The organism is Paracoccus sp. DMF-8 (assembly GCF_029309835.1).
Taxonomy (GTDB): Bacteria; Pseudomonadota; Alphaproteobacteria; order Rhodobacterales; family Rhodobacteraceae; genus Paracoccus.
In genome coordinates, this window is sequence record NZ_JARJHL010000010.1 from 740,613 (window position 1) to 764,119 (window position 23,507).

Annotated in this window: 14 protein-coding genes and 8 pseudogenes; 8 read left to right on the forward strand and 14 right to left on the reverse strand. The window is 66.9% G+C overall.

What is annotated here, in order from left to right; genetic code table 11:
* Window positions 1-189 precede the first annotated feature (189 nt).
* The gene (locus tag PE067_RS11015) at window positions 190-1,086 is read left to right on the forward strand and encodes a PfkB family carbohydrate kinase (protein ID WP_276189426.1); all 897 of its coding nucleotides are present in this window, start codon (window positions 190-192) and stop codon (window positions 1,084-1,086) included.
* Window positions 1,083-2,009 carry a pseudouridine-5'-phosphate glycosidase gene (locus PE067_RS11020; protein ID WP_276189427.1) on the forward strand — a complete coding sequence of 309 codons (927 nt, stop codon included), beginning with the start codon at window positions 1,083-1,085 and terminating at the stop codon, window positions 2,007-2,009. Before PE067_RS11015 ends, PE067_RS11020 begins: the two co-directional genes overlap by 4 nt.
* A 12-nt stretch (window positions 2,010-2,021) precedes the next feature.
* Here the strand turns inward: PE067_RS11020 and PE067_RS11025 are convergent, their stop codons facing one another.
* Window positions 2,022-3,068: a patatin-like phospholipase family protein gene (locus tag PE067_RS11025; RefSeq protein WP_276189428.1), complete on the reverse strand. Its 1,047-nt coding sequence runs from the start codon at window positions 3,066-3,068 to the stop codon at window positions 2,022-2,024.
* Between the two features lie 118 nt (window positions 3,069-3,186).
* Here PE067_RS11025 and PE067_RS11030 point away from each other — a divergent pair, with 118 nt between their 5' ends.
* The gene (locus PE067_RS11030) at window positions 3,187-3,450 is read left to right on the forward strand and encodes a hypothetical protein (protein ID WP_276189429.1); all 264 of its coding nucleotides are present in this window, start codon (window positions 3,187-3,189) and stop codon (window positions 3,448-3,450) included.
* Window positions 3,451-3,453: 3 nt separating this feature from the next.
* Here the strand turns inward: PE067_RS11030 and prfB are convergent, their stop codons facing one another.
* From prfB to PE067_RS11055, 5 genes and pseudogenes are all read right to left on the reverse strand, one after another.
* Window positions 3,454-4,581: a peptide chain release factor 2 gene (gene prfB / locus PE067_RS11035; protein WP_276189430.1), complete on the reverse strand. Its 1,128-nt coding sequence runs from the start codon at window positions 4,579-4,581 to the stop codon at window positions 3,454-3,456.
* A 90-nt stretch (window positions 4,582-4,671) separates the two neighbouring features.
* Complete coding sequence (locus PE067_RS11040) at window positions 4,672-7,206, reverse strand: PBP1A family penicillin-binding protein (protein ID WP_276189431.1); 2,535 nt, start codon at window positions 7,204-7,206, stop codon at window positions 4,672-4,674.
* Window positions 7,207-7,277: 71 nt separating this feature from the next.
* Window positions 7,278-7,457 carry an N-acetylmuramoyl-L-alanine amidase gene (locus PE067_RS11045; protein WP_276189432.1) on the reverse strand — a complete coding sequence of 60 codons (180 nt, stop codon included), beginning with the start codon at window positions 7,455-7,457 and terminating at the stop codon, window positions 7,278-7,280.
* 259 nt (window positions 7,458-7,716) lie between these two features.
* Window positions 7,717-8,532 (reverse strand): annotated as a pseudogene (locus PE067_RS11050) (N-acetylmuramoyl-L-alanine amidase); the annotation flags it as partial.
* Window positions 8,529-9,647 (reverse strand): annotated as a pseudogene (locus tag PE067_RS11055) (aminotransferase class I/II-fold pyridoxal phosphate-dependent enzyme). The pseudogenes PE067_RS11050 and PE067_RS11055, both read right to left, overlap by 4 nt.
* 309 nt (window positions 9,648-9,956) lie before the next feature.
* Here PE067_RS11055 and PE067_RS11060 point away from each other — a divergent pair.
* Window positions 9,957-10,139, forward strand: a complete 183-nt coding sequence (locus tag PE067_RS11060) for a hypothetical protein (protein WP_276189433.1) — start codon at window positions 9,957-9,959, stop codon at window positions 10,137-10,139.
* Between the two features lie 348 nt (window positions 10,140-10,487).
* Here PE067_RS11060 and ispG read toward each other — a convergent pair whose 3' ends face one another.
* From ispG to hemA, 3 genes and pseudogenes are all read right to left on the reverse strand, one after another.
* Window positions 10,488-11,612, reverse strand: a complete 1,125-nt coding sequence (gene ispG, locus PE067_RS11065) for a flavodoxin-dependent (E)-4-hydroxy-3-methylbut-2-enyl-diphosphate synthase (RefSeq protein WP_062563791.1) — start codon at window positions 11,610-11,612, stop codon at window positions 10,488-10,490.
* A 114-nt stretch (window positions 11,613-11,726) separates the two neighbouring features.
* Window positions 11,727-12,954, reverse strand: a pseudogene (locus tag PE067_RS11070) (RodZ domain-containing protein).
* Between the two features lie 105 nt (window positions 12,955-13,059).
* A pseudogene (hemA, locus tag PE067_RS11075) lies at window positions 13,060-14,290 on the reverse strand (5-aminolevulinate synthase).
* A 170-nt stretch (window positions 14,291-14,460) separates the two neighbouring features.
* On the opposite strand from hemA, the pseudogene PE067_RS11080 reads away from it, so the two are divergent.
* Together PE067_RS11080 and PE067_RS11085 are read left to right on the forward strand one after the other, a co-directional pair.
* Window positions 14,461-15,847: pseudogene (locus PE067_RS11080) on the forward strand (dipeptidase).
* Window positions 15,747-16,736: pseudogene (locus PE067_RS11085) on the forward strand (isocitrate lyase/phosphoenolpyruvate mutase family protein). Before PE067_RS11080 ends, PE067_RS11085 begins: the two co-directional pseudogenes overlap by 101 nt.
* A 45-nt stretch (window positions 16,737-16,781) precedes the next feature.
* Here PE067_RS11085 and PE067_RS11090 read toward each other — a convergent pair.
* The 5 genes and pseudogenes from PE067_RS11090 to PE067_RS11110 all read right to left on the reverse strand — a co-directional run bounded on the left by PE067_RS11090 (window position 16,782) and on the right by PE067_RS11110 (window position 22,139).
* Window positions 16,782-17,292: pseudogene (locus PE067_RS11090) on the reverse strand (CarD family transcriptional regulator).
* 438 nt (window positions 17,293-17,730) lie between these two features.
* On the reverse strand, window positions 17,731-18,069 hold the full coding sequence (gene fdxA / locus PE067_RS11095) for a ferredoxin FdxA (RefSeq protein ID WP_018000202.1): 339 nt from the start codon (window positions 18,067-18,069) through the stop codon (window positions 17,731-17,733).
* A 176-nt stretch (window positions 18,070-18,245) separates the two neighbouring features.
* Complete coding sequence (locus tag PE067_RS11100; protein ID WP_276189434.1) at window positions 18,246-18,374, reverse strand: hypothetical protein; 129 nt, start codon at window positions 18,372-18,374, stop codon at window positions 18,246-18,248.
* Window positions 18,375-18,516: 142 nt separating this feature from the next.
* A pseudogene (locus tag PE067_RS11105) lies at window positions 18,517-21,429 on the reverse strand (helicase-related protein).
* Entirely contained in the window at window positions 21,429-22,139 is a 711-nt protein-coding gene (locus tag PE067_RS11110; protein WP_276189435.1) for a tetratricopeptide repeat protein, read from the reverse strand. The pseudogene PE067_RS11105 and the gene PE067_RS11110 overlap by 1 nt, the downstream one beginning before the upstream one ends.
* A gap of 58 nt (window positions 22,140-22,197) precedes the next feature.
* Between PE067_RS11110 and PE067_RS11115 the strand changes: the two genes are divergently transcribed.
* Window positions 22,198-22,482, forward strand: a complete 285-nt coding sequence (locus PE067_RS11115; protein WP_062563704.1) for an SCP2 sterol-binding domain-containing protein — start codon at window positions 22,198-22,200, stop codon at window positions 22,480-22,482.
* A gap of 4 nt (window positions 22,483-22,486) precedes the next feature.
* Window positions 22,487-23,431, forward strand: a complete 945-nt coding sequence (locus tag PE067_RS11120) for an alpha/beta hydrolase (RefSeq protein WP_062563703.1) — start codon at window positions 22,487-22,489, stop codon at window positions 23,429-23,431.
* Window positions 23,432-23,507: the final 76 nt, after the last annotated feature.

Sequence of the window (23,507 nt, forward strand, 5' to 3'; positions counted from 1 at the left end):
GACGGGCCAATCGACAAGCAATCCCCTTGGGTCAACCGCCTTCGTCACCGCCCGTCACCCGGTCCCTGTCCCATGCCGCAGTTAACCGCCCGGAAACCATCATTGCGGCCAATGGCTGGACCAGAGCGGCCGACCATGCCATGACTGGCCGTAATGCTGTGCTTTTTCGTAATGATTTGAGGTCGTGGCATGACGGATCAACCGGCGGTCCTGTGTATCGGGGCCTTGTTGTGGGATGTGATCGGGCAAAGTTTCGGCGCGATGGCGCCCGGTGCCGACATGCCCGGCAGCATCGCGCAACTGCCGGGCGGCGTCGCCTTCAATGTCGCCAACAGCCTGACGGGGCTGGGCCAGCCCGCCGAGCTGCTGGCCGCGATCGGCTGTGACGGCGCGGGCGATGTGCTGATCGAAGAGGCCTCGCGCCTTGGGATCGGCACCGGCCATATCCACCGCAATGCCTCGATGTCCTCGGATTGCTATGTCGCGATCGAGGGGCCGCAGGGCCTGTTCGCCGCCGTCGCCGATGCGCGCTGTCTGGAAACCGCCGGGGTGCAGGTGCTGGCGCCCCTGCGCGATGGCCGGCTTGGCTCTGCCGCCGCGCCCTTTGCGGGCCGGATCATGCTGGACGGCAACCTGACCACCGCCGTTCTGGCCGATATCGTCCAGGACCCCTGTTTCGCCGCAGCCGAGTTGCGCGTCGTCCCCGCCAGCCCGCAAAAGGCCGATCGCCTGCTGCCGCTATTTGCGCGGCCGGGCACCTGTTTCTACCTGAACCGAGAGGAGGCAGAGGTCCTGGCGGGCACAGACAGCACCGATTCCCTGACCGCGGCGCAGGCCGTCATCGCCCGGGGCGCAGAGCGCGTCATCGTGACCGAAGGGCCGAATCCGGTGGTCGATCTGCGCCGGGGACAGCCTGCGCTGACCTCTTGCCCGCCAAGGGTCGAAATCCTGCGCACGACCGGCGCGGGTGATCGTTTCGTGGCCGCGCATCTGGTCGCGGAAATGCGGGGCGAGGCCGGGCAAAGCGCGCTGGATTTCGCCGTCGCCGCTGCCGCCGCGCTGGTTTCCGGGCAGGTGGCACAATGAGCGCGGAACTGCTGTCCCTTTCGCCCGAAGTCGCCGCGGCCAAGGCCAAAGGCCAGCCCATCGTCGCGCTGGAATCGACCATCATCACACACGGCATGCCCTATCCCCGGAACCTGCAGGTCGCGACACGGGTCGAGGCAGCGGTGCGCGACAGCGGCGCCACGCCCGCGACCATCGCGGTCATGGGCGGGCGCATCCGTATCGGGCTGGACGGCGCCATGTTGCAGCATCTGGCGGAAACCCCGCAGGATCAGGTGATGAAACTGTCCCGCGCCGATCTGGCCGCCTGTCTGGCGCTTGGCCGCACCGGCGCAACGACGGTCGCGGCCACAATGATCTGTGCGCATCTGGCCGGGATCGCAACCTTTGCGACCGGCGGGATCGGCGGCGTGCATCGCGGGGCCGAAAGCAGTTTCGACATCTCGGCCGATCTTCAGGAACTGGCACGCACCCCGGTCACGGTGGTCTGCGCGGGCGCCAAGGCGATCCTTGACCTGCCCAAGACGCTGGAGGTTCTGGAAACATTGGGCGTGCCGGTCATCGCCTTTGGTCAGGACACCCTGCCCGCCTTCTGGTCGCGCGATTCCGGGCTTTCGGCCCTCTTGCGGATGGATGATCCCGGCCTGATCGCCGCCAGTGCAGACCTGCGCCGGCAGTTGGGGCTGGCAGGCGGGCAGTTGGTCGTGAACCCGATCCCGCATGAACATGAAATCCCGCGCGAGGTGATGATTCCCATCGTCGAAACCGCGCTGCGCGATGCCGTGACGCAGGGGATCACCGCGAAATCCGTGACGCCGTTCTTGTTGCAGCGCATCCTTGAACTGACGCAGGGGCGGTCGCTGGATGCCAATATCGCGCTGGTCCTGAACAATGCCCGGCTGGCCGCGCGGATCGCGACCGAAACGGCGCGGCAAGGGGGATGATCCCTGCCCCGGTCAGGAAAACAGGGCCGACACGTCAAAACTGTCGGCCTGTCCCAGCTTCGACTTGTGATTTTCGATGAAGGCATCGGCCGCAGCGCGACACGCCCGGAACAGGTCATCGACCAGCCCCGGATTGGGCATCAGTTTCGACATATGGCCAAGCGTGCCCGGATAGACATCATCGCTGATCATATGCAGCAGGACATCCTTCATCGGGCGGCCCTGCAGGCGATCTTCGCGAAACAGGCGCTTGACGAAATAAATCGCGCGCAATTCGGACAGAAGCGAGGCGTTGAAGCTGATTTCATTGATCCGGTCGGCAATCTCGACCGGGGTTTTCGGGGTGCCGGCCTTTTCCATCGGATTGATGTTCACGATGACCAGATCGCGCGGCAGGGCGGGCGCATATAGCGGGAACAGCGCGGGATTGCCGCTGTAGCCGCCATCCCAATAAGCTTCCGTCTGGCCGGTCCTGGGATCGACCAGATCGACCGCTTTGAACACGGTGGGCAGGCAGGCCGAGGCCATGATCGTATCGGCCGTGATTTCATGGTTGTCGAAAACGCGGATCCGCCCGGTCCTGACATTGGTCGCGCTGATGAACAGGCGCGGCCCGCCATCGCGGTCCAGCCGGGGATGGGGCATGTCGCGGATGATATTGGCCAGGGGGTTCGAATAGAACGGCCCGAAATCATAGGGGCTGACGAAACGATAGACGTTTTCCAACCATGCCATCGGCGAAAACGTCTCGGTCCAGCGCTGGAACTGGCGGGGCGCGGGGAACATGCTGTAAAGCCAGCGCACGCAACCGCTGTCGCTGACCTGCGAGACCTGGGACCAGACAAAGGCCATGTTCTCGCGCGCGGCGCGCCTGCCGGTCGGCCCCTGCGAGATCGACAGCCCCGCCTTGATCGCCGCGCCGTTCAACGCCCCGGCCGAGGTGCCGCTGATGCCCGCGATCTCGATATCGTCATCTTCCAGCAACCGGTCGGTGACGCCCCAGGAAAAGGCGCCATGCGCCCCGCCGCCCTGCAGGGCCAGATTGATCTTGACCGCCATTCCCTATCCCTTCGCTTTGCGGATGCAGCATAACGGGCGAGGTGGGAAAGAAAACCGCTGGCGAACGGGACGTTGCGCGCCTAGCGTGGCGCGAATGCACGGGTGACAGGGGGATGCCATGCCCGATCCGCAATCGCTGCCGAACTTTGCGCTGATCGCGCCTGGCATGGCACTGACGCCGGGGCCGAACATGATCTGGCTGATCTCGCGCTTGATCTGTCAGGGGCCAAGGGTGGGGCTGGTGTCGCTGAGCGGTGTGACGGCGGGCGCCATCGCCGTATTTCTGATGCGCAACCCGGCATGGGCGCTGTTTCAGCGCTGGCTGATGGGCACGGTTCTGGCAGGTCTGGCGATCCGCATGGCGCTGGACAGCCGGCGCTAGGGATCAGTCCTCGGCATTCGCCTCGGCGCGCGATTTCCCGGCGACATCCAGCGCCAGCGTCGCGGCCATGAAGGCATCCAGATCGCCGTCCAGAACCCCTTGCGTGTCCGAGGTTTCATGCGAGGTGCGCAGATCCTTGACCATCTGATAGGGGTGCAGGACGTAGGACCGGATCTGGTTGCCCCAGCCCGCATCGCCCTTGGCGGCGTGCTGGGCGTTGATTTCGGCGTTCCTTTTGTCCAGCTCCATCTGATACAGGCGCGATTTCAGCGCGGCCATGGCGTTGGCGCGGTTCTGGTGCTGCGATTTTTCGGAACTGGTCACGACGATCCCGGTCGGGATGTGGGTGATCCTGACGGCCGAGTCGGTGGTGTTGACGTGCTGCCCGCCCGCGCCCGAGGACCGATAGGTGTCGATGCGGATTTCATTGTCGGGCACAGTGATTTCGATATTGTCATCGACCACCGGATAGACCCAGACCGACGAAAACGAGGTGTGCCGCCGCGCCGCGCTGTCATAGGGGCTGATGCGGACCAGACGATGCACGCCCGATTCCGATTTCAGCCAGCCATAGGCATTCGGGCCGGAAATCTTGTAGGCGGCGGAACGGATGCCCGCCTCTTCGCCCGGCGTTTCGGATTGCAGTTCGACGTTATAGCCCTTTTTCTCGGCCCAACGCACATACATCCGCGCCAGCATCGACGCCCAATCCGCGCTTTCGGTGCCGCCCGCGCCTGCGTTGATTTCAAGGAAGGTGTCGTTGCCATCCGCCTCGCCGTTCAGCAGGGCTTCCAGCTCTTTTTGCGCGGCCAGTTCGGACAGGGATTTCAGCGCGTCCTCGGCCTCGGTGACGATTTCGGTGTCGCCCTCCATCTCTCCCAGTTCGATCAGGTCGACATTGTCCTTGAGCCCCGTTTCGATCAGCTTGTAGGTGCCGACGGCGTCCGACAGCATCTGACGGTCCCGCATCAGCTTTTGCGCGCGGGCGGGATCGGACCACAGGTCGCCATCCTCGATCATCGCGTTCATTTCTTCCAGCCGGTGGGGGGCGGTTTCCCAATCCATGCGCTGCGCCAGCAGCTTCAGCGACTTGCGGATCGTGTCGATCGTGGCTTGGGTTTCGGCGCGCATGGGTTTCGTCCTTGGAGTAGTCGAGACAAAGGGAAATAGCGCCGGATCGGCCCGGGAACAAGCCCAAGCGATGATCCGCGCGCCCGGCCGTCAATACAGCCCGCCCGAAGACAGGGTGCCGAAATCGGCCTTTTTCGGGATGACCTTTTTCTGCCCGGTCGAGGTCGTGACCGCCTGCCCGCCGCCATCGCCCCGCGAATAGAGCGGCAGCGTGTCTGGATCGACGCGGTCCCAGCCCCCGTCGATAAAGTCCTTGCCCTGCGCCCCGTCGCGGAAATATTCGGCGATGACATTGTCGCCCTTGGCGTTCGGGCCAAGGCGCTGGCCGGTAAAGCGGTCGATGTTGACGAAATGGCCGCCCGGCGGAACCTTGAAGGGCGTGCCGCCATATTCCCGGACCGCCTCTTCCATGAATTCCTGAAACACCGGAACGCAAAGCGTCCCGCCAAAGGCCCCGCGGCCAAGCGTGCGCGGCTGGTCGTAACCCAGATAGCAGCCCGCCACGATATTCGAGGTATAGCCGATGAACCAGACATCCTTGGCGTCATTGGTCGTGCCGGTCTTGCCCGCGACCGGGACCGGCAGGTTGACCCCGCGACCCGATCCGCGACGGACCACGCCTTCCATCATCGAGGTGATCTGATAGGCGGTGATCGCATCCATCACCCGTTCGCGGTTCGTCGAAATCACCGGCCCCGCACCGACGGGCCATGCGGGCTGGCCGCAGGTCCGGCATTCGCGGCGGTCGTGGCGATAGATCGTGCGGCCGCGCTGGTCCTGAACGCGGTCAACCAGCGTCGGTTCGACCCTTTCGCCGCCATTGGCGAACATCGCATAGGCCGCGACCATTTTCATCAGCGTGGTTTCCTGCGCCCCCAGAGAGTTCGCGAGGAAATTGCCCAGATGGTCGTAAGCCCCGAAATCCTCGGCATATTTCGCGACCGTGTTCATGCCGATATCCTGCGCGATGCGGATCGTCATCAGGTTGCGCGACTGCTCGATGCCGGTGCGCAAGGGCGTCGGGCCATAGAATTTCCCGCTGGAGTTCTTGGGCGCCCACAGCCCCTGCGGCGTGTTCAGCGTGATCGGTTCATCGACGACGATCGTCGCGGGCGAATAGCCATTGTCCAGCGCCGCCGCATAGACAAAGGGCTTGAAGCTGGACCCCGGCTGACGCTGCGCCTGCGTCGCCCGGTTGAAGACCGAGGATTGATAGGAAAAGCCGCCCTGCATCGCCAGAACCCGGCCGGTGTTCACGTCCATCGCCATGAAACCGCCCTGAATTTCCGGCACCTGACGCAGGGTCCAGCGGATAAAGCTGCCGTCGCTGTCGCTGGTCATCTGGCGCACCAGCACGACATCGCCGACCTCGACCAGATCCGACGCCACCCGCGCCTGACGGCCTAGCCGGCCGTCGGGCAGACGCTTGCGCGCCCATTGCACATCCTTGGCGGGGATCCAGTGGCCGTCCTCGTCCTCGGGGACGCCTTCGATGCCGATGCGGGCGTCATTCTCGCCAAGCGACAGCACGACGGCCGGGTGCCAGCCCTGAATGTCGCGCGGCACGTCGGCGGCGCGCAGGGCCTGCCGCCAATCCGCCTCAGCGGTCAGGGATTCCGCGGGGATGGTCCGGCGCGTGCCGGTCCAGATGCCCCGGCTGCGGTCGTATTTTTCCAGCGCCCTTTGCAGCGCCCTTGCGGCGATCACCTGCAGGTCGGCATCGACCGTGGCGCGGATCGACAGGCCGCCGCCAAAGAATTCCTCCTCGCCGAATTCGCGCGACAACTGGCGGCGGATTTCATCGGTGAAATAGTCGCGCGGCGGCAGGGTCGAACGGAAATTCGGATAATCGCCACCCTGAACCGTGCGCATCGGCTGTTCGATTTCGCTGCGATAGGCGGCGTCCTGCAGATAGCCGTTTTCCTGCATCTCGCGCAGGACCTCGTTGCGGCGAAACAGGACCTTGTCATGATCGCGCACCGGATGCGAACGGCCCGGTTCGCGCGGCATGGCGGCCAGCATCGCGGCCTCGTTCAGGGCCAGGTCGTCCAGGCTTTTGTTGAAATAGGTCAGTGCGGCGGCGGCCACACCATAGGAGTTCTGCCCCAGATAGATCTCGTTCAGATAAAGCTCCAGGATCCGGTCCCTGGGCAGGGCCTGCACCAGCCGGGTGGACAGGATCAGTTCCTTGATCTTGCGTTCGGCGGTGCGGTCGCCCGACAGCAGGAAATTCTTGGCCACCTGCTGCGGAATGGTCGAGGCCCCGCGCAACCGCCCGCCAAGCGCCGCATCGCGCAGGGCGGCCGCAATCCCCATCGGGTCGAAGCCCTGATGGTGATAGAAATTCTGATCCTCGGCCGAGATGAAGGCCTGTTTCACGATGTCCGGGATTTCGTCGACGGGCACGAAGATCCGCCGTTCCTCGGCGAATTCGTCCATCATCTTGCCTTCGCCCGAATAGATCCGGCTGATCGTCTTGGGGGTGTATTGGGCCAGCTGTTCGTGGCTGGGCAGGTCCTGCGAATAGATCCACAGCACCCCGCCCACGGTCAGGATGAAGAAGGCGGCGGCGGTGACGACCCATGAAAAGATCGCGCCAAGAAACGACAGGACAAAGCGGAACAACAGGAGAGCCTTCTGGGGAATGCTTGGGGTTCTATAGCGGGCGCGGGTTCAGCCGTCAAAGCAACCTTGCGCTACTTGCGCAAAAGTGCGGCGCGGGCCTGCTCATCCGCCGCCCATGCCAGAATCGCGCGGGTGATTGACCCCGCCATCCGGCCTCGCCATTGCGGGTCCAGCAGATTGGCGCGGTCGCGTTCGTCGGTCAGAAAGCCCAATTCGACCAGAACCGAGGGGATATCGGGCGCCTTCAGCACCGAAAACGCAGCGCCACGGACCGGACGGCGGGTGCATGTCAGACCCGCTGCGCGACATGTCGGATGCCAGCATGCCCGCGAAATTCCCGGCGCGTGGTTGGGTGTCGGTGCGGGCAAGGTCGATCAGGGTCTGGACGATTTCATCCTCGGCCCCTTCCAGATCGATACCGGCCAGCAGGTCGTCGCGGTCGTGGCGCGCGGCCAGTTCGCGGGCGGCGCGGTCATTCGCCGTCGGGTCCCAGTTATAGATCGTGACGCCGGTCGCCTGCCCTTCGGGCAGCGCATCGGCATGCAGCGAAATCAGCAGATCCGCCCCGCCTGCCCGCGCGATGGTCATGCGCCGTTCCAGCGGCACGAAGATGTCGCTGTCGCGGGTCGCCACGACCTCGATCCCCGAACGGCGCAGGGTTTCCGCCAGTTCCAGCGAAAAGCCAAGGATCACAGCCGCCTCGGAAATCGGGCCGACCTGCGCGCCGGGGTCGATGCCGCCGTGGCCGGGGTCGATTGCCACGCGAATGGGCCGGTCCAGCCCCGGCACGCCCCGCGGTGCGGCCAGCGGCACGGCGTTTTCCGGCAGATCCCACAGCGCGCCCATCGTGTCATTGCGCACGGTGAAATCACGTTCGCGCACCGGATCAAGGCGCAGGTGAATCACTGCGCCACCCGGTGCATCGCCGCCCGGCTGGTTCTGGATCGCGCTGGTCAGCCCATAGGGGCCGGGCAGTTCCGCGACCAGCCGCGACCAGCCCTCGCGGAAGCGGCCCCGCCGCAGGGCGGGCAGCAGATCGGCGCCGCTCAGTGCCTCGGGGCTGTTCGTCGCGAAATCCACCTCGCGGAAATCGACGACAAGGCGCGGCGGATCGGCCAGAAAGAACACGCGATAAGGCACGGCATGAGACAGGCCAAGCGTCACATCCAGCGGGCGTGGCTTGCCCCGGTCGCGGCCTTCGGCGGTGATGCCCGACCGCGCCGGATCAAAGACGGCCGGGCGCGTGCTGTCCTGCGCCATCAGCGGCGCGGCCAGCAGCAGAACAATCAGCGCGACCAGCAGGCCATATGTCCGTCGCAGGATCATTGCCCCGCGACATCCACGCCGCGCGTCGCCATGAAACGCGCCAGCCGGTCCAGCCCTTCGGCAATTTCGGGGGTGGAACGGGCATAGCTGAAGCGCAGGGTCTGCGCCCCGCGCCGAGGATCGAAATCCAGTCCCGGCGTCACGGCAACCCCCGCCTTTTCAAGAATTTCCGCGCAGAATTTCAGGCTGTCATCGGTCAGGTCCGACACATCGGCATAGATATAGAATGCGCCTTCGGGCGGGGCGATGCGGGTAAAGCCCATCTGCGGCAGACGTTCCAGCATCAGGCGGCGGTTTTCGGCATAGACGGCCAGATCCGCATCGGCCTCTTGCCGTGCTGTCCAGCGCGCCCAATGCGGCGACCTGACTGGCATGGGGCGGGCAGATGAACATGTTCTGGGCGATCCGTTCGACCGTGCGGGTGGATAGTGGGTTTCGGGGCACCACCATCCAGCCGATCCGCCAGCCCGTCATGCTGAAATATTTGGAGAACGAATTGATGACAAAGACATCATCCGTCACCTCCAGCGCGCTGACGCAACGCCTGTCATAGCCCAGCCCGTGATAGATCTCGTCCGAGATGACGGCCATGCCCAGATCCGCGGCCCGCGCCGTCAGCCCTGCGATTTCGCCCTGGGTCAGCACCGTGCCAGAGGGATTGCCGGGCGTAGCTAAAGGATCAGCCCCTGCGCCCCTTCGGGCAGTTGTTCGGGGCGCGGCTGATAGCGGTCCCGCGCCAGGGCCTGGATGCCGACCGGTTCCAGCGACATGGCGCGCAGGATCTGGCGATAGCTGGGATAACCAGGTTCCCCCAATGCCACCCGGTCCCCCGCGTCGAACAGCGCCGAAAAGGCCAGGATAAAGGCCCCGCTGGACCCCGGCGTCACCACGACCCGCGCCGGGTCCAGATCGACGCCATACCAGCGGCGATACAGGTCCGCGATGCCTGGCGCAGTTCCGGCAGGCCAAGCGCGACGGTATAGCCTAGCGGCTCGCGCTCCAGCGCCTGCGCCAGCGCCGCACGCGCACCGGCGCGCGGGTGCCGTGGCCACCTCCATATGGATGATGCTGCGCCCGGCGGCCTCGGCCCGACGCGCCGCCTCCATCACATCCATGACGATAAAGGGATCGACCTGCCCGCGTTCCGACCGTATATGTTGCGCCCATCTTTTCTTGTGCCGTTCCTATCCCAACTGCGCCCGGCAGGGTCAAGTCGGTCCCGGCCCGCGCCGAAATCACGCAAAGGTGTTCTTGCAACCCCGATCAGCGCGGGCATCCTTTGGCGAAATCATGAGGAATGCCATGAAAGCCCTTTTTGTCGCCGCCGCCCTGTCGGCCGACCGCCCTGCCCGCCATGGCCTTTGACCCGGCAAACATGTCGAACCCGAAAAGCAGGCCTTTGGCGAGGCGATCCGCGACTATCGATGGCCAATCCCGAGGTGCTGGTCGAATCGATCAACGTGCTGGAAACCCGCCGGGCCTCGCAAGAGGCGCAGAATGACAAGCTGCTGGTCGAAAACAATCGCGACGCCATTTTCAGGACGGCCACAGCTGGTCGGCGGCAATCCCGTGGCGGTGCAGCAGGAGGCGGGCGCGGATGCCTATAAGAAGGCGCATGACGCGCTGATGGAATCGCGCGGACCGGTGAACCTGGAAAGCCTGACCGCGCTTGCGGGCGAGCCTGGGCGTCGACGACAAGGCGGTGCTGAACCGGATGAATACCGAGGAGGTCTCGGCCGTGCTGCGCAAGAACCGCCGAGCTGGCCGAGCAGATGAGCGTGATGGGCACGCCCACCTTCATCATCGGCGGCGAGATGCTGCGCGGCGTGCCGGCGGACGGGCTGCAGGGCGCGATTGCGCGGGCGCGGGCGGAAAACGGCTGAGCCGGGCGCCGGCGTCGCTTGGGTATTTGCAGAGCAAAGAAGTATGGGGAGCGGTCCGGCGGGCCGCCCCTTTCATTCGGCGGCGGCGGATTGCGCGGATTCGATCTCGGCGGCGCGTTTCTCGACCAGTTCGACGATATGATCGACCATCTGGTCGTTGGTCATCTTGTGGTTCTGCTTGCCGGCCAGGTAGACCATGCCGGCGCCGGCGCCGCCGCCGGTGAAGCCGATGTCGGTCATCAGCGCCTCGCCGGGGCCGTTCACCACGCAGCCGATGATCGACAGGCTCATCGGCGTCTTGATGTGTTCGAGGCGTTTTTCCAGCGTCTCGACGGTCTTGATGACGTCGAAGCCCTGCCGCGCGCAGCTAGGGCAGGAGATGATCTGCACGCCGCGGGTGCGCAGGCCCAGCGATTTCAGGATCTCGAACCCGACCTTGACCTCTTCGACAGGGTCGGCGGACAGGCTGACGCGGATCGTGTCGCCGATGCCCATCCATAGAAGATTGCCCAGACCGACGGCGGATTTCACCGTGCCGGCCGTAAGCCCGCCCGCCTCGGTGATGCCCAAATGGATCGGCGCGTCGGTCGCCTCGGCCAGCTGCTGATAGGCGGCGGCGGCGAGGAAGACGTCCGAGGCCTTCACGCTGATCTTGAATTCGTGGAAATCGTTGTCCTGCAGGATCCTGATATGGTCGAGACCGGATTCCACCATCGCATCCGGGCAGGGCTCGCCGTATTTTTCCAGCAGGTGCTTTTCCAGGCTGCCGGCGTTGACGCCGATGCGGATCGAGCAGCCGTGGTCGCGGGCAGCCTTGATGACCTCGCGCACCCGGCTTTCGTCGCCGATATTGCCGGGGTTGATGCGCAGGCAGGCGGCGCCGGCCTCGGCGGCCTCGATGGCGCGCTTGTAGTGGAAATGGATGTCGGCGACGATCGGCACCGGGCTTTCGCGGCAGATCTCGCGCAGGGCGCGGGTCGAGGCCTCGTCAGGGGTCGAGACGCGCACGATGTCGGCGCCGACATCGGCGGCGCGCAGCACCTGGTCCAGCGTCGCCCTGACGTCGCTGGTGTCGGTGTTGGTCATGGTCTGCACGCTGATCGGCGCGTCCCCGCCCACCGGCACCTTGCCGACCATGATCTGGCGCGACTTGCGCCGGTCGATGTTGCGCCAGGGGCGGATGGGGTTATGCGACATGGCGGCGGCCTTTTCCTGCGCAAGAGGCGGGTTCGTCCCCGACAGATAGGCGCATGCGGCCGGGTCGGCAAGCCACCCCTCCGGCAATGTCGCATCCGTGACCGGGGAAGACGGCTATTCCTGCACCGGCGCCGGGGCATCGCCCGGGGCTGCGACCATGGCCACCATCTGCGCCAGTTCGGGATCCTTGGTCAGGTCGGCAAAGGCGAATTTGGCGGTCAGCGCCGTCGGCGACAGCTCGACGTTCTTCACCACCTTGGCGCCCGGCGCGGCCGGGCCATAGGTGCGGCCGTTCACCGCGAAATAGACCGCGCCCGAGTTGCCGGCGCGCAGGATCGGCGGCGCTTCCAGCTTGGGCAGAGCGAAGCGTTCGCCGGCGTCCATGGTCTTTTCCAAGAGCACGGTGCCGTCGGCCGAGGTGACGCGGACCCAGGCCGGACGGGCGGCGAGGATCTCGATCTCGGCGGCGTCGGGGGCGATGGTGCGTACGGCCATGCTGCTCGGCCGGCATCTCGGGGCCAAAGACGCGCTCGGCCTGTGCCGGGGCGGTGACCGCTTGGGCGATGGCGGCTTCGGGCTGCGCCGCGACCGGGGCCGCCAGCCCCGGGTCGATGGCGGCGATGGGGCCGTCGCGGGCCACCAGCACCGGCACCTCCAGCGCCTGCGGGCGATAGGTGCGATCCAGCCCCTCGGGACGTGGCAGGTTGACCTGGGCCGATTCCACGGTCTCGGGCTCGGCCGCCTCTTGCACCGGATCCAGCGCGGCGATCATGCCGGGCGCCTGGTCGCCGGGGGTCAGGTTGACCTTCTGCACCTCTTGCAGCACGGCCCAGCCGCCATAGCCCAGCCCGCAGGCCAGCGCGACCATGACCAGCAGCGAGCCGATGGCGCGCGGCTCGATCGAGGACCACATGCTTTCCGGCTTGGGCAGGAAGATCGGATGCGGATTGGCGAGCGCCTCGGCCGGGTCCGAGGGCCGGCGCTGCGGCTTGGGCCCCGAGGCGGCCGGCGCCATGCCATGCGTGGGCTGGAAGCCGGATTCCTGGCAGAAGCGGCGGAAGGTCCAGTCCGAATCCATCCCCAGGTAGCGCGCGTAAGAGCGGACGTAGCCGGCGATGAAGCTCGGCGTGTCGAAGGCCGAGATGTCGCAATTCTCGATGGCGGCGACATAAGAGGCGCGGATGCGCAGCTCGCGCTGCACGTCCAGCAGCGACTTGCCCAGCGTGGCGCGTTCGCCCCGCATCAGGTCGCCGAGTCGAATATCAGGATCGTCGAAGCCATGCGGCAAAGCCGCAGCCTCGTCATGGCCATGCGACGGGGGATTCCCCCTCAGCCCGATCATCGCGCCTGCCCCATTCTCTTCTGCCCTCCCGAATCGGGAGATTCTTACGGATTGATTAAAGCAAGGTTATCACGGGCGCGAGAGCTGTTCACCCTGAAACCGAAATCAGGCCGCAGAGGTTGAACGATTGAGCTTGCACTGGGACCACAGGTTGTCCATGGCGCGCACCAGGCTGGTCGATCTGGCGCGGATCATGCACCGGCGAGGGCGTGAAGCGCAGCCGCTCGGTGCCGCGGGGCACGGTCGGGAAGTTGATCGGCTGCACGTAGATGCCGAAATCGGCCAGCAGCATGTCCGACAGCGCCTTGCAATGCACCGGATGGCCGACATGCACCGGCACGATATGGCTGCCATGGTCCATGATCGGCATGCCCAAGCCGCGCAGCCGCATCTTCAGGATGCGGGCGTTCAGCTGCTGCTGATCGCGCAGCACCTGGCCCTCGGCCGTCTTCAGGAAGGCGATCGAGGCCGCCGCGCCCGCCGCCACCGCCGGCGGCAGCGAGGTGGTGAAGATGAAGCCGGGCGCATAGGAGCGGATCGCGTCCACCATCTTGGCCGAGGCGGCGATATAGCCGCCGAAGACGCCGAAGGCCTTGCCCAGCGTGCCGTTGAAGATGTCGATGCGGTCCAGCAGCCCGTCGCGCTCGGCCACGCCGCCGCCGCGGGGGCCATACATGCCGACGGCATGGACCTCGTCGAGATAGGTCAGCGCGCTGAATTCGCGCGCCAGGTCGCAGATCGCGGCGATGGGGCCGAAATCGCCGTCCATGGAATAGATCGATTCGAAGGCGATCAGCTTCGGTGCCTCGGGATCGTCGGCCTCCAGCAGCTCGCGCAGATGCGCGACGTCATTGTGGCGGAAGATGCGCTTGGCGCCGTCGAAACGCTTGATCCCCTCGATCATCGAGGCGTGGTTCAGCGCGTCGGAATAGATGATCAGGCCCGGGAACAGCTTGCGCAGCGTCGAAAGCGTCGCGTCATTGGCGATATAGGCGCTGGAAAACACCAGCGACGCCTCTTTGCCATGCAGGTCGGCGATCTCGGCTTCCAGCTTCTTGTGATAGACCGTGGTGCCCGAGATGTTGCGCGTCCCGCCCGAGCCGGCGCCGGTCGAATCCAGCGCCTCGTGCATGGCCGCTAGCACCACCGGATGCTGGCCCATGCCCAGGTAGTCGTTGCCGCACCAGACGGTGATCTCGGTCTCCGAGCCGTCGGGCCGGGTCCAGATCGCCTGCGGATAGGCCCCCTTGCGCCGCTCGATGTCGATGAAGGTGCGATAGCGCCCCTCCTCGTGCAGCTTCCCGATGGCTTGATCGAGGGCGGCTGAATAATCCATCTGCGGTCCCTTGCCTTGCTTGAACTTGCTCGCTTGGGGGATCATGCTCCGATCCCGCGGGTCATGACTTGATACGTGTCAATTCAGAGAAAATATAGGGCAAAATTGTCGCATTGCGACCATCGAACCAGCCGAAATCTCTGAGCAAATCATTCAGGAATAGGGAAAAGATGGCTGACAGCACCCGAATCGACGAAGTTCTTTCAACGCTGGACGCGGAATTGCCGCAGGCGCTGGAGCGGCTGAAGGCGTTCCTGCGCATCCCCTCGATCTCGACCGATCCGGCGCATCGCGGCGACGTGCGCCGCGCCGCCGAATGGCTTTGCGCCGAACTGGCCGGGCTGGGCTTCGAGGCCTCGGTCCGCGACACGCCCGGCCATCCGATGGTGGTGGCGCATTCGCCGAAGGGCACGCGCCGGCCGCTGCTGTTCTATGGCCACTATGACGTGCAGCCGGTCGATCCGCTGGCACTGTGGGACCGCCCGCCCTTCGAGCCCGAGGTCCAGGACACGCCCGAGGGCCGCGTCATCCGCGCCCGCGGCGCCGCCGACGACAAGGGCCAGCTGATGACCTTCGTCGAAGCCTTCCGGGCCTGGAAGGCGGTGCATGGCGCCCTGCCCTCGGACCTGGTGCTGCTTTTCGAGGGCGAGGAGGAATCCGGCTCGCCCAGCCTGCAGCCCTTCCTGCGCGAGAACGCGGACGAGCTGCGCGCCGGCATCGCCATGATCTGCGACACCGGCATGTATTCCGACGGCCGCCCGGCGATCACCACCTGAGCTGCGCGGGTTGCTGGGCGAGGAAATCGTGGTCCGTGCCGCCGACCGCGACCTGCATTCGGGCAGCTTCGGCGGCCTCGCCGCGAACCCGGTCCAGCTGCTGGTCGATCTGCTGGCGACGATCAAGGATGCCGACGGCCGCGTTACCCTGCCCGGCTTTTACGACGGCGTCGAGGAACTCAGCGACGAGCTCGCCGCCGACTGGGACGCCCTGGCCTTCGACGCCGGCGACTTCCTGTCCCGCGTCGGATTGCGCCTGCCCATCGGCGAGACCGGCCGCACCGGGCTCGAAATGGTCTGGAACCGCCCGACCTTCGAGATCAACGGCATCTCGGGCGGCTATACCGGCGAGGGCTTCAAGACCGTGCTGCCGGCCGAGGCGCGCGCCAAGGTCAGCTTCCGCCTGACCGGCACCCAGGACCCGCAGGCGATCCGCGAAACCTTCCGCGCCCATGTCCGCGCCGCCATCCCCGCCGATTGCACGGTCGCGTTCCACGGCCATGGCGCGAGCCAGGCCAGCCGCATGGACATCCGCGACCCGGCCTTTGCTGCGGCGAAACAGGCGCTGTCGCAGGAATGGGGCCGCGAGGCCGCCTATATCGGCGCCGGCGGCTCGATCCCCATCGCGGGGGATTTCAAAGCGATCCTCGGCATGGATTCGATGCTGATCGGCTTTGGCCATGACGACGACCGCATCCACTCCCCGAACGAGAAATACAACCTGGAAAGCTTTGCCAAGGGCGCGCGCAGCTGGGCGCGCATCCTCGCGGCGCTGGCCTGACGCAAACGCCGTTCCCTTTTCGTTCCGATCCGCTAGACTGGCGACGGTATCGGCAAGGGGGCGGCGATGGCGGATCAGAACAGCGAAGTTCCAGCAATTCAAGGCGCTGCATGCGCAACCCGGGGCCTTCGTCATCCCGAATCCCTGGGATGCGGGCTCGGCCAGGCTGCTGGCGAGCCTTGGCTTTCCGGCCTTGGCGACGACCAGCGCGGGCCTAGCCTTCTCACGGGGCCGGCCCGACGACCCGGGCGCGCTGGGGCTCGAGGCGGTGCTGGCCAATGCGGCGGAAATCGTGGCCGCGACGGCGCTGCCCGTCTCGGCCGATCTCGGCAACGGCTTTGCCGCCACGCCCTAGGGCTGCGCCGAGACCATGCGCCGCGCGGCTGCGACCGGGCTGGTCGGCGGCTCGATCGAGGATGCGACCGGCGATCCCGCCGCGCCGATCTTCGACTTCGCCGAGGCCGTGGCGCGGGTGCGGGCGGCGGCCGAGGCGGCGCGCGGCCTGCCCTTCCTGCTGACCGCGCGGGCCGAGAATTTCCTCTGCGGCCGCCCGGACCTCGACAACACCATCCGCCGGCTCCAGGCGTTTTCGCAGGCCGGGGCCGATGTGCTTTACGCGCCGGGCCTGCCCGACCTCGCGGCGATCCGCCGGGTCTGCGCCGCGCTCGACAAGCCGGTGAACGTGGTGATGGGGCTGCGCGGACCCAGCTACAGCCTGGCGGAACTGGCCGAGGCCGGCGTGCGCCGGGTCAGCGTCGGCGGTTCCTTCGCGCGGGCGGCGCTTGGCGGGCTGATGCGGGCGGCGCGCGAAGTGCGCGACTTCGGCACCTTTGCCTATGCCCGGGACGCCCTGCCGGGGGCCGAGATCGAGGCGATCATGCGGGCATGAAAAAGGGCGCCCCAAGGGCGCCCCGGATGGTCTTGCCGTGCCGGATCAGGCCGCGCGGGCGGTCAGCACCGTCTCGACCTTCTTCTGCGCGCCGGCCTCGTCCATGCCGGCCACCGCGGCGACTTCGCGGGTCAGCCGGTCCAGCGCCGATTCATAGAGCTCGACGTTCGGAATAGGACTGCTCGCGCTGGTCGTCGCTGCGGTGCAGGTCGCGCACCACCTCGGCGATGGAGATCAGGTCGCCGGAGTTGATCTTGGCCTCGTATTCCACGGCGCGGCGCGACCACATCTGGCGCTTGACGCGGGCCTTGCCCTTCAGCGTGTCCAGCGCGCGCTCGACCAGGTCCGGGGTCGAGAGGCCGCGCATGCCGATCTCGGAGGCGCGGGCGGTCGGCACGCGCAGGGTCATCTTGTCCTTTTCGAACGAAATCACGAACATCTCGAGGCGCAGCCCGGCGACCTCCTGCTCTTCGATCGAGACGATGCGTCCCACGCCATGGGTCGGATAGACCACGAAATCATCGGGACGGAACTCGGTCTTCTTGACTTTCGACATTGGGCTTCCTTCGCAGTTGCGCCGCGCTGCGGCACAAAAAACCCCAAGGCGGGACGATCCCCCCTTACGGGCCAATTCATCGTTTTCGCGGATCTGGCCGGATTGCGGACAGAACAGGCAGCAACGCCGACCAAGCCACCAAGGCGGCCTGATCGGCGCGATATGCCGACATCATATCATAAAATACGCCGCGATTCAAAGCCTCGCTGCAAAGCGGCATCGGTTCCGCCGTCTGTGAAAAACCATCGTAAAATCAGGAACTCGCAACCCTTCACCGGCAGAACCGATGCGTGGACGGGGACGAATCGCTCGTCCTTGTCCACAAAGCGCCGTCTAACGATTCCCGCTGCCTTACGCTACGTCCTTGCAGACAAATACGACTATTGATGCCCATCGACCACAGTCGCCGCAGCGCAGCATGATCGGCCGGGCGCAGGCTCAATCCCCCTCGCCGGGCGCTTCCGAGAAATATTTCTCGAGCTTGCCGGGCTGGCCGTCCATCTCCTCATAGCCGGGCATCGGGTCCTTCTTGCGGGTGATGACCGGCCAGAGTTCGGCATATTTGCGGTTGAACTCGACCCAGGTCTCCATGTCCGGCTCGGTATCGGGGCGGATGGCGTCGGCCGGGCATTCCGGTTCGCAGACCCCGCAGTCGATGCATTCGTCGGGGTGGATGACCAGCGTGTTCTCGCCCTCGTAGAAACAGTCGACGGGACATACCTCGACACAATCGGTGTATTTGCACATAATGCAGTTATCGGTGACGACGTAGGTCATGGGGCGCTGGTTCCTGCTTTCCTGAGCGGGTAGTTACGCCTGACGCGATCATCATTCAAGGCCGGCGCCGGTGAAAAGACGGGCATCACAGGCAAGGCCGGGGCCGCGGGACGACATTCCAGGCCAGCGCGCGGCCGCGGAACGGGGTTCCGGGAATGCCGCGCCGCAGCGCCGAATCAGGGGCCGATTTCCTCGTAAAGCGTTGCGGCCTCGGTTGCCGGGCCGCGTCTTTCGCCACAGTTCAGCACCCGCAGCGCCCGGACCCGGCCATGGGCCGAGACGGTGACCGTGTCACCATGTCGCACCGGCTGGGCGGGCTTGCTGCAGGGCTGGCCGTTCAGCCGGATCCCCCGCCGACGATGGCATCGGCGGCAAGGGTGCGGGTCTTGAACACCCGGGCGAAATGCAGCCAGCGGTCCAGCCGGACCGTGTCCGCCGCCGCCTCGCTCACGGTTTGTTCTTGAGCGAGGCCAGGATGGCGAAGGGGCTGTCGGGATCGATCGGCTTCTCGGCGCGCGGCGGGCGGGCCTCGAAGCTTTCGGGCCCTCGTGGCGGGGCTTGCCCTTGTCGAAGCGCGGCTTGCCCTTGGGCCCGCGCTCGCCGCGATTGTCGTCGCCGCGGCGCTTGCCCTCGAAGGGCTTGCCGCCTTCGCGCGGCTTGTCGCCGTCGCGGTCCTGGCGCGGGCCGCGCTCCCCTTGCGGACGCGGCGCGCGTTCACCCTGCGCAGCCTGACCCTGACGCTCGCCGCGCTCGGGGCGGCGATGGCCACCGCGCGGACGCGGCGCCCAGGTGAAGGTGTAGAACACCTCCATCTCGGGCGCGGCTTCCTCGGCCGCCTCGCCCGCCGCCTCGGCCTCGGCAGCCTTGCGGGCGGCCTGCTCGGCCTCCCACCTGGCGCGGGTCTCGGCGGCCAGCACGCTTTCCTCCTCGGTCAGCGGATGCTCGTGATCGGCCGGTTCGGGCGCGGGCTCGGGCGCCGGCGCCTCGGCGCGGGCCTTGGGACGCTCGCCGCGCTCGGCGCGATAGCCGAGGCCGCCCATCAGCCCCGAGAACTGTTCCAGTGTCATGCCGGTGATCGACAGCATGTCCGGGGTCGCCTCGAAACCGCCGCGGCTGTCCTGGCCGCGCAGCATGTCGGCCAGCCGTTCCAGCATGTCGATGCGGATCGCGCGTTCACCCGCCGGGTGATAGCCCGAGAGCGTGTAATAGCCCTTGGGCACGTCCGGCAGATTCGGGATCGTCACCAGCCCGGGGGCGGGCTTTCCGGGAACTCCGCCAGCCCCTGATCCAGACCCCAGAGCACCAGCCGCAGCCGGGTCGGCGCCGGCTTCAGCAGCGCCGGCTGGAAGATGGTGAACTGGCCGAAGCGCACGCCATGCTTGCGCAGCAGGCCGCGCGCCTCCTGGTCCAGCTCCTTGACCTCGTTCGCGACGCCCTCGCGCGGCAGCACGCCCAGCGCCTCGACCAGGCGGAAGGCAAAGCCGCGGGCCAGGCCGGTCAGCGTCTCGTCATTCTTCAGCGCCTGCAGCGGCTCGAAGGCGGTGGCGATCTTGCGGTCGATGAAATGCTGCAGCCGGCGGCGCACCTTCTCGGCGATGTCCGGGCCGGCCTCTTCGTCGACGAAGGCCTCGACGCCGGGCTTCAGCGGCTCGGTGCCCTTGACCAGCTTGCCGACGGCGGACGAACCCCACATCAGGCCGCCCTGCTCGGTAAAGTCCAGCTCGGTGTCCGGCGCGTTGTAGAAGCGATCGGCCCGCAGGTGGAACTCGGGCCTCAGGGCCTCATAGGCGGCGCGGGACAGCATCTTCGCCTCGTCCCCGGTCGCATTCGGATCGGCATGGAAGCGGAAGCCTTCCAGTCGGCCGGCGAATTCGCCCTCGACCGTCACTTCGCCCTTGTCATTCACCTCGGCCAAAAGGCTCTCCTTCTGCTTGAGCCGGCGCAGCAGCACAGAGGTGCGCCGGTCCACGAATCTTTGCGTCAGCGCCGCGTGCAACGCGTCCGACAGTCGATCTTCTACCGCGCGCGTCTCGGCGCGCCAATGACTTTCGTCGGAAACCCACCCCGAACGCTGCGCGACATAGGTCCAGGTCCGGATAAATGCCAATCGTTTCGACAATGTGTCGATATCGCCCTGGGTCTTGTCGATGCGCTCGATCTGCTTGCGCAGCCAGTCGCCGGGCACAGTGCCGACCCGCAGGAAGCCGAAGATGCGCGCCAGCAGCGTCGCATGCTCCGCCGCCGAGATCGAGCGGAAATCCGGGATCCGGCACACGTCCCACAAGAGCCGCACATCCTTGGGATGCGTCAGCATGTCGCGGATCTCGGGCATCGAGGTCAGCGTCTTCAGCGCCCGCAGGTCGTCGGCCTCGCGCCCGCGGCTCAGCCATTCCGACTGCGGCGCGGCCTCGAGGCTGGCGATCAGCCGCTCGACCGTGCCGAATTCCAGCGCCGCATTGCGCCACATCAGCCGCGCGATGGGCTGGAAGCGGTGGTTCTCGATCGCATCGATCAGCCCCTCGTCCAAGGGCGAGGCGTCGCCGGTGACGCCGAAGGTGCCCGGCTCGGTATGGCGCCCGGCGCGGCCGGCGATCTGGCCCAGCCCATGCGGGAACAGCGGGCGATAGCGGCGGCCGTCGAATTTCTCGGTGCCGGAAAAGGCGATGTGGCGGATGTCGAGGTTCAGCCCCATGCCGATGGCGTCGGTGGCGACCAGGAAATCCACCTCGCCGTTCTGATACATCGCGACCTGGGCGTTGCGCGTCCGGGGCGACAGCGCGCCCATGACCACGGCGCAGCCGCCCTTCTGGCGCCGGATCAGCTCGGCCGTGGCATAGACCTCGTCGGCCGAGAAGCAGACGATGGCCGAGCGCGGCGGCATCCGGCTGATCTTTTCGAGCCGGCCCAGGACAGGGTGGAAAACCGCTCGCGCCGCATGAACTGCACGCCGGGGACCAGCGCGGCGATGGCCGGGCGCATGGTGTCGCTGCCCAGCAGCAGGGTTTCGTGCAGGCCCCGCATGTTCAGCAGCCGGTCGGTGAAGACATGGCCGCGTTCCGGGTCGGCGCAAAGCTGGATCTCGTCGATGGCGACGAAATCGGCGCCGACCTCGGGCATGGCCTCGGTGGTGGCGACCCAGTATTGCACGCGCTCGGGGACGATGCGCTCCTCGCCCGTGACCAGCGCCACGACCGAGGGGCCGCGCGCCTTGACGATGCGGTCATAAACCTCGCGCGCCAGCAGGCGCAGCGGCAGGCCGATGACCCCGGTGCGATGCGCCAGCATCCGGTCGATGGCATAATGGGTCTTGCCGGTATTGGTCGGGCCAAGCACGGCCGTGACCCGGGATCTGTCGTTCATCAGGCGTCCGTGCCTTGCAATTCCTGTTCGATGCGCGTCACCGCATCCTGCGCGTCCTGCTGGTGCGGGTGGATCTTCAGGCTGGCCTGGAACGCCTCCAGCGCCCGGCGCTTGTCGCCCAGCTCCTCCAGCATGGTGCCAAGCTGGGTCAGCGCGCCGAAATGGCGCGGCTCCAGCCGCAGCACCTGTTCGATATCGGCGATGGCGGGGCCGTAATCACCGTCCAGGTAGAAGGCGACCGAGCGCAGATACCAGCCGGCGGCGAAATCCGGGGCATGGTCGGTCAGCGCCGTCAGGTGGCCGATGGCCGTCGCCGTGTCGCCCGCGTCCAGCGCCGCCTCGCCGCGCTTGTAGAGCAGGTCCATGGCGGCCGAGCCCGAGCGCGACCAGATGCGCAGGATGTCGGTCTCGGCCTGGGCCCAGGCCTCGCCCTCGGGCTGGGCCAGTTCGGCGAACAGCAGGTCCAGGTCCTCGCGGTCGCGGGCCAGCGCCGCGACGGTCGGCTCGGCCGGGGCGGCGGGCTCGGCCAGGGGGTCGGCCGCGGGCGGATCGCTCTCATTTTCAGGAGAATTCTCTTGCGGGGCCGCATCCTGAACCGGTATCGCCCGAAAGGCGCCATCCGGCCATGCCGGGGCCGCGCCGGGGACCAGCAGCCCCAGGAAAAGCCCTGCCGCGACGGCATGATGGAAATCAGGGACTGGCCAACGCATATTCCCCATGTAAACCTCCCACCCAACCAATACCAGAGACGAGAACAGGAGATATGGAATGAGCAAAGTGGTCGAGGCCGCCGTGGCCGCGCTGGACGAGAAAGCCAAGGGCTTCGACGGCACCGCCAAATTCGTCATCGAGGGCGAAGGCTCGGTCTATATCGACGCGAACGGCGCCCGCGCCGCGGATGACGAGGCCGAGGTGACGCTGACCGCCAGCCGCGAGACCTTCGAGGGCATCATCGCGGGCGACGTGAACCCCACGACCGCCTTCATGACCGGCAAGCTCAAGGTCGATGGCGCCATGGGCACCGCCATGCGCCTGGGGGCGCTTCTGTCCTGACGCGATGAACCCGGCGCCCTTCAACACGCTTCCGGGCGACCCGCTGCCGCTCGCCCGCGCCTTCTGGCTGCGGGCCGAGGACGGGGTGCGGCTGCGGGCGGCGCATTGGGCGGCGGGCGGCGCCTCGGGGACGGTGCTGCTGTTCCCCGGGCGCACCGAATATCTGGAAAAATACGCCGCCGTGGCGGCGGACCTGAATGCGGCGGGCCTTGACGTGCTGTCGATGGACTGGCGCGGGCAAGGCATGTCCGACCGGCTGCAGGACAATACCCGCCCCGGCCATATCGGCAGTTTCGCCGACTACCAGCGCGACGTGGTCGAGTTGGTGGTGGCGGCGCAGGAACTGGACCTGCCGCAGCCTTGGCATCTGCTGGCGCATTCCATGGGCGGGGCCATCGGGCTTGCGGCGCTGGACGGCGGCCTGCCGGTGGCGAGCGTGGTGTTTTCCTCGCCCATGTGGGGCATCAACCTGCGCGGAATCCCCGAGCCGGCGGCGCTGGCGCTGGCGACGCTGCTGTCGCGGCTGGGTCGCGGCGGCCATCCCGCGCCCCGCACCGGCGGCGAGGAAAGCTTCGTGCTGCTGGACCCGTTCCACGACAACCTGCTGACCCATGACGGCCAGCGCTGGGGCCGGCTGGTGGCCGAGGCCGCCGCCTGGCGCGACATTTCGGTCGGCGGCGCCAGCAACGACTGGCTGCGCGAGGCGATCCTGGAATGCCGCCGCCTGGCCACGCTGCCCGCGCCCGGCCTGCCGGCGCTGATCGCGCTTGGCGACGGCGAACGCATCGTCTCGCCCCAGGCCATCCGCAGCCGCGCCGCCGCCTGGCCGGGCGCCCGGCTTCTCGAACTCGAGGAGTGCCGGCACGAGCCGATGATCGAGCGCGATCCCGTCCGCGACCTGTTCCTGCAGGCGGCGCTGGCGCATTTCGCGGCGGTGATGACGGCCTAGGCCGCGGGCCGGGCGGTGCCTCTGGGACTTGCGCCCCGGCGCGGCAAAGGTCACATGATGGGCCAGAGGAAAGGAC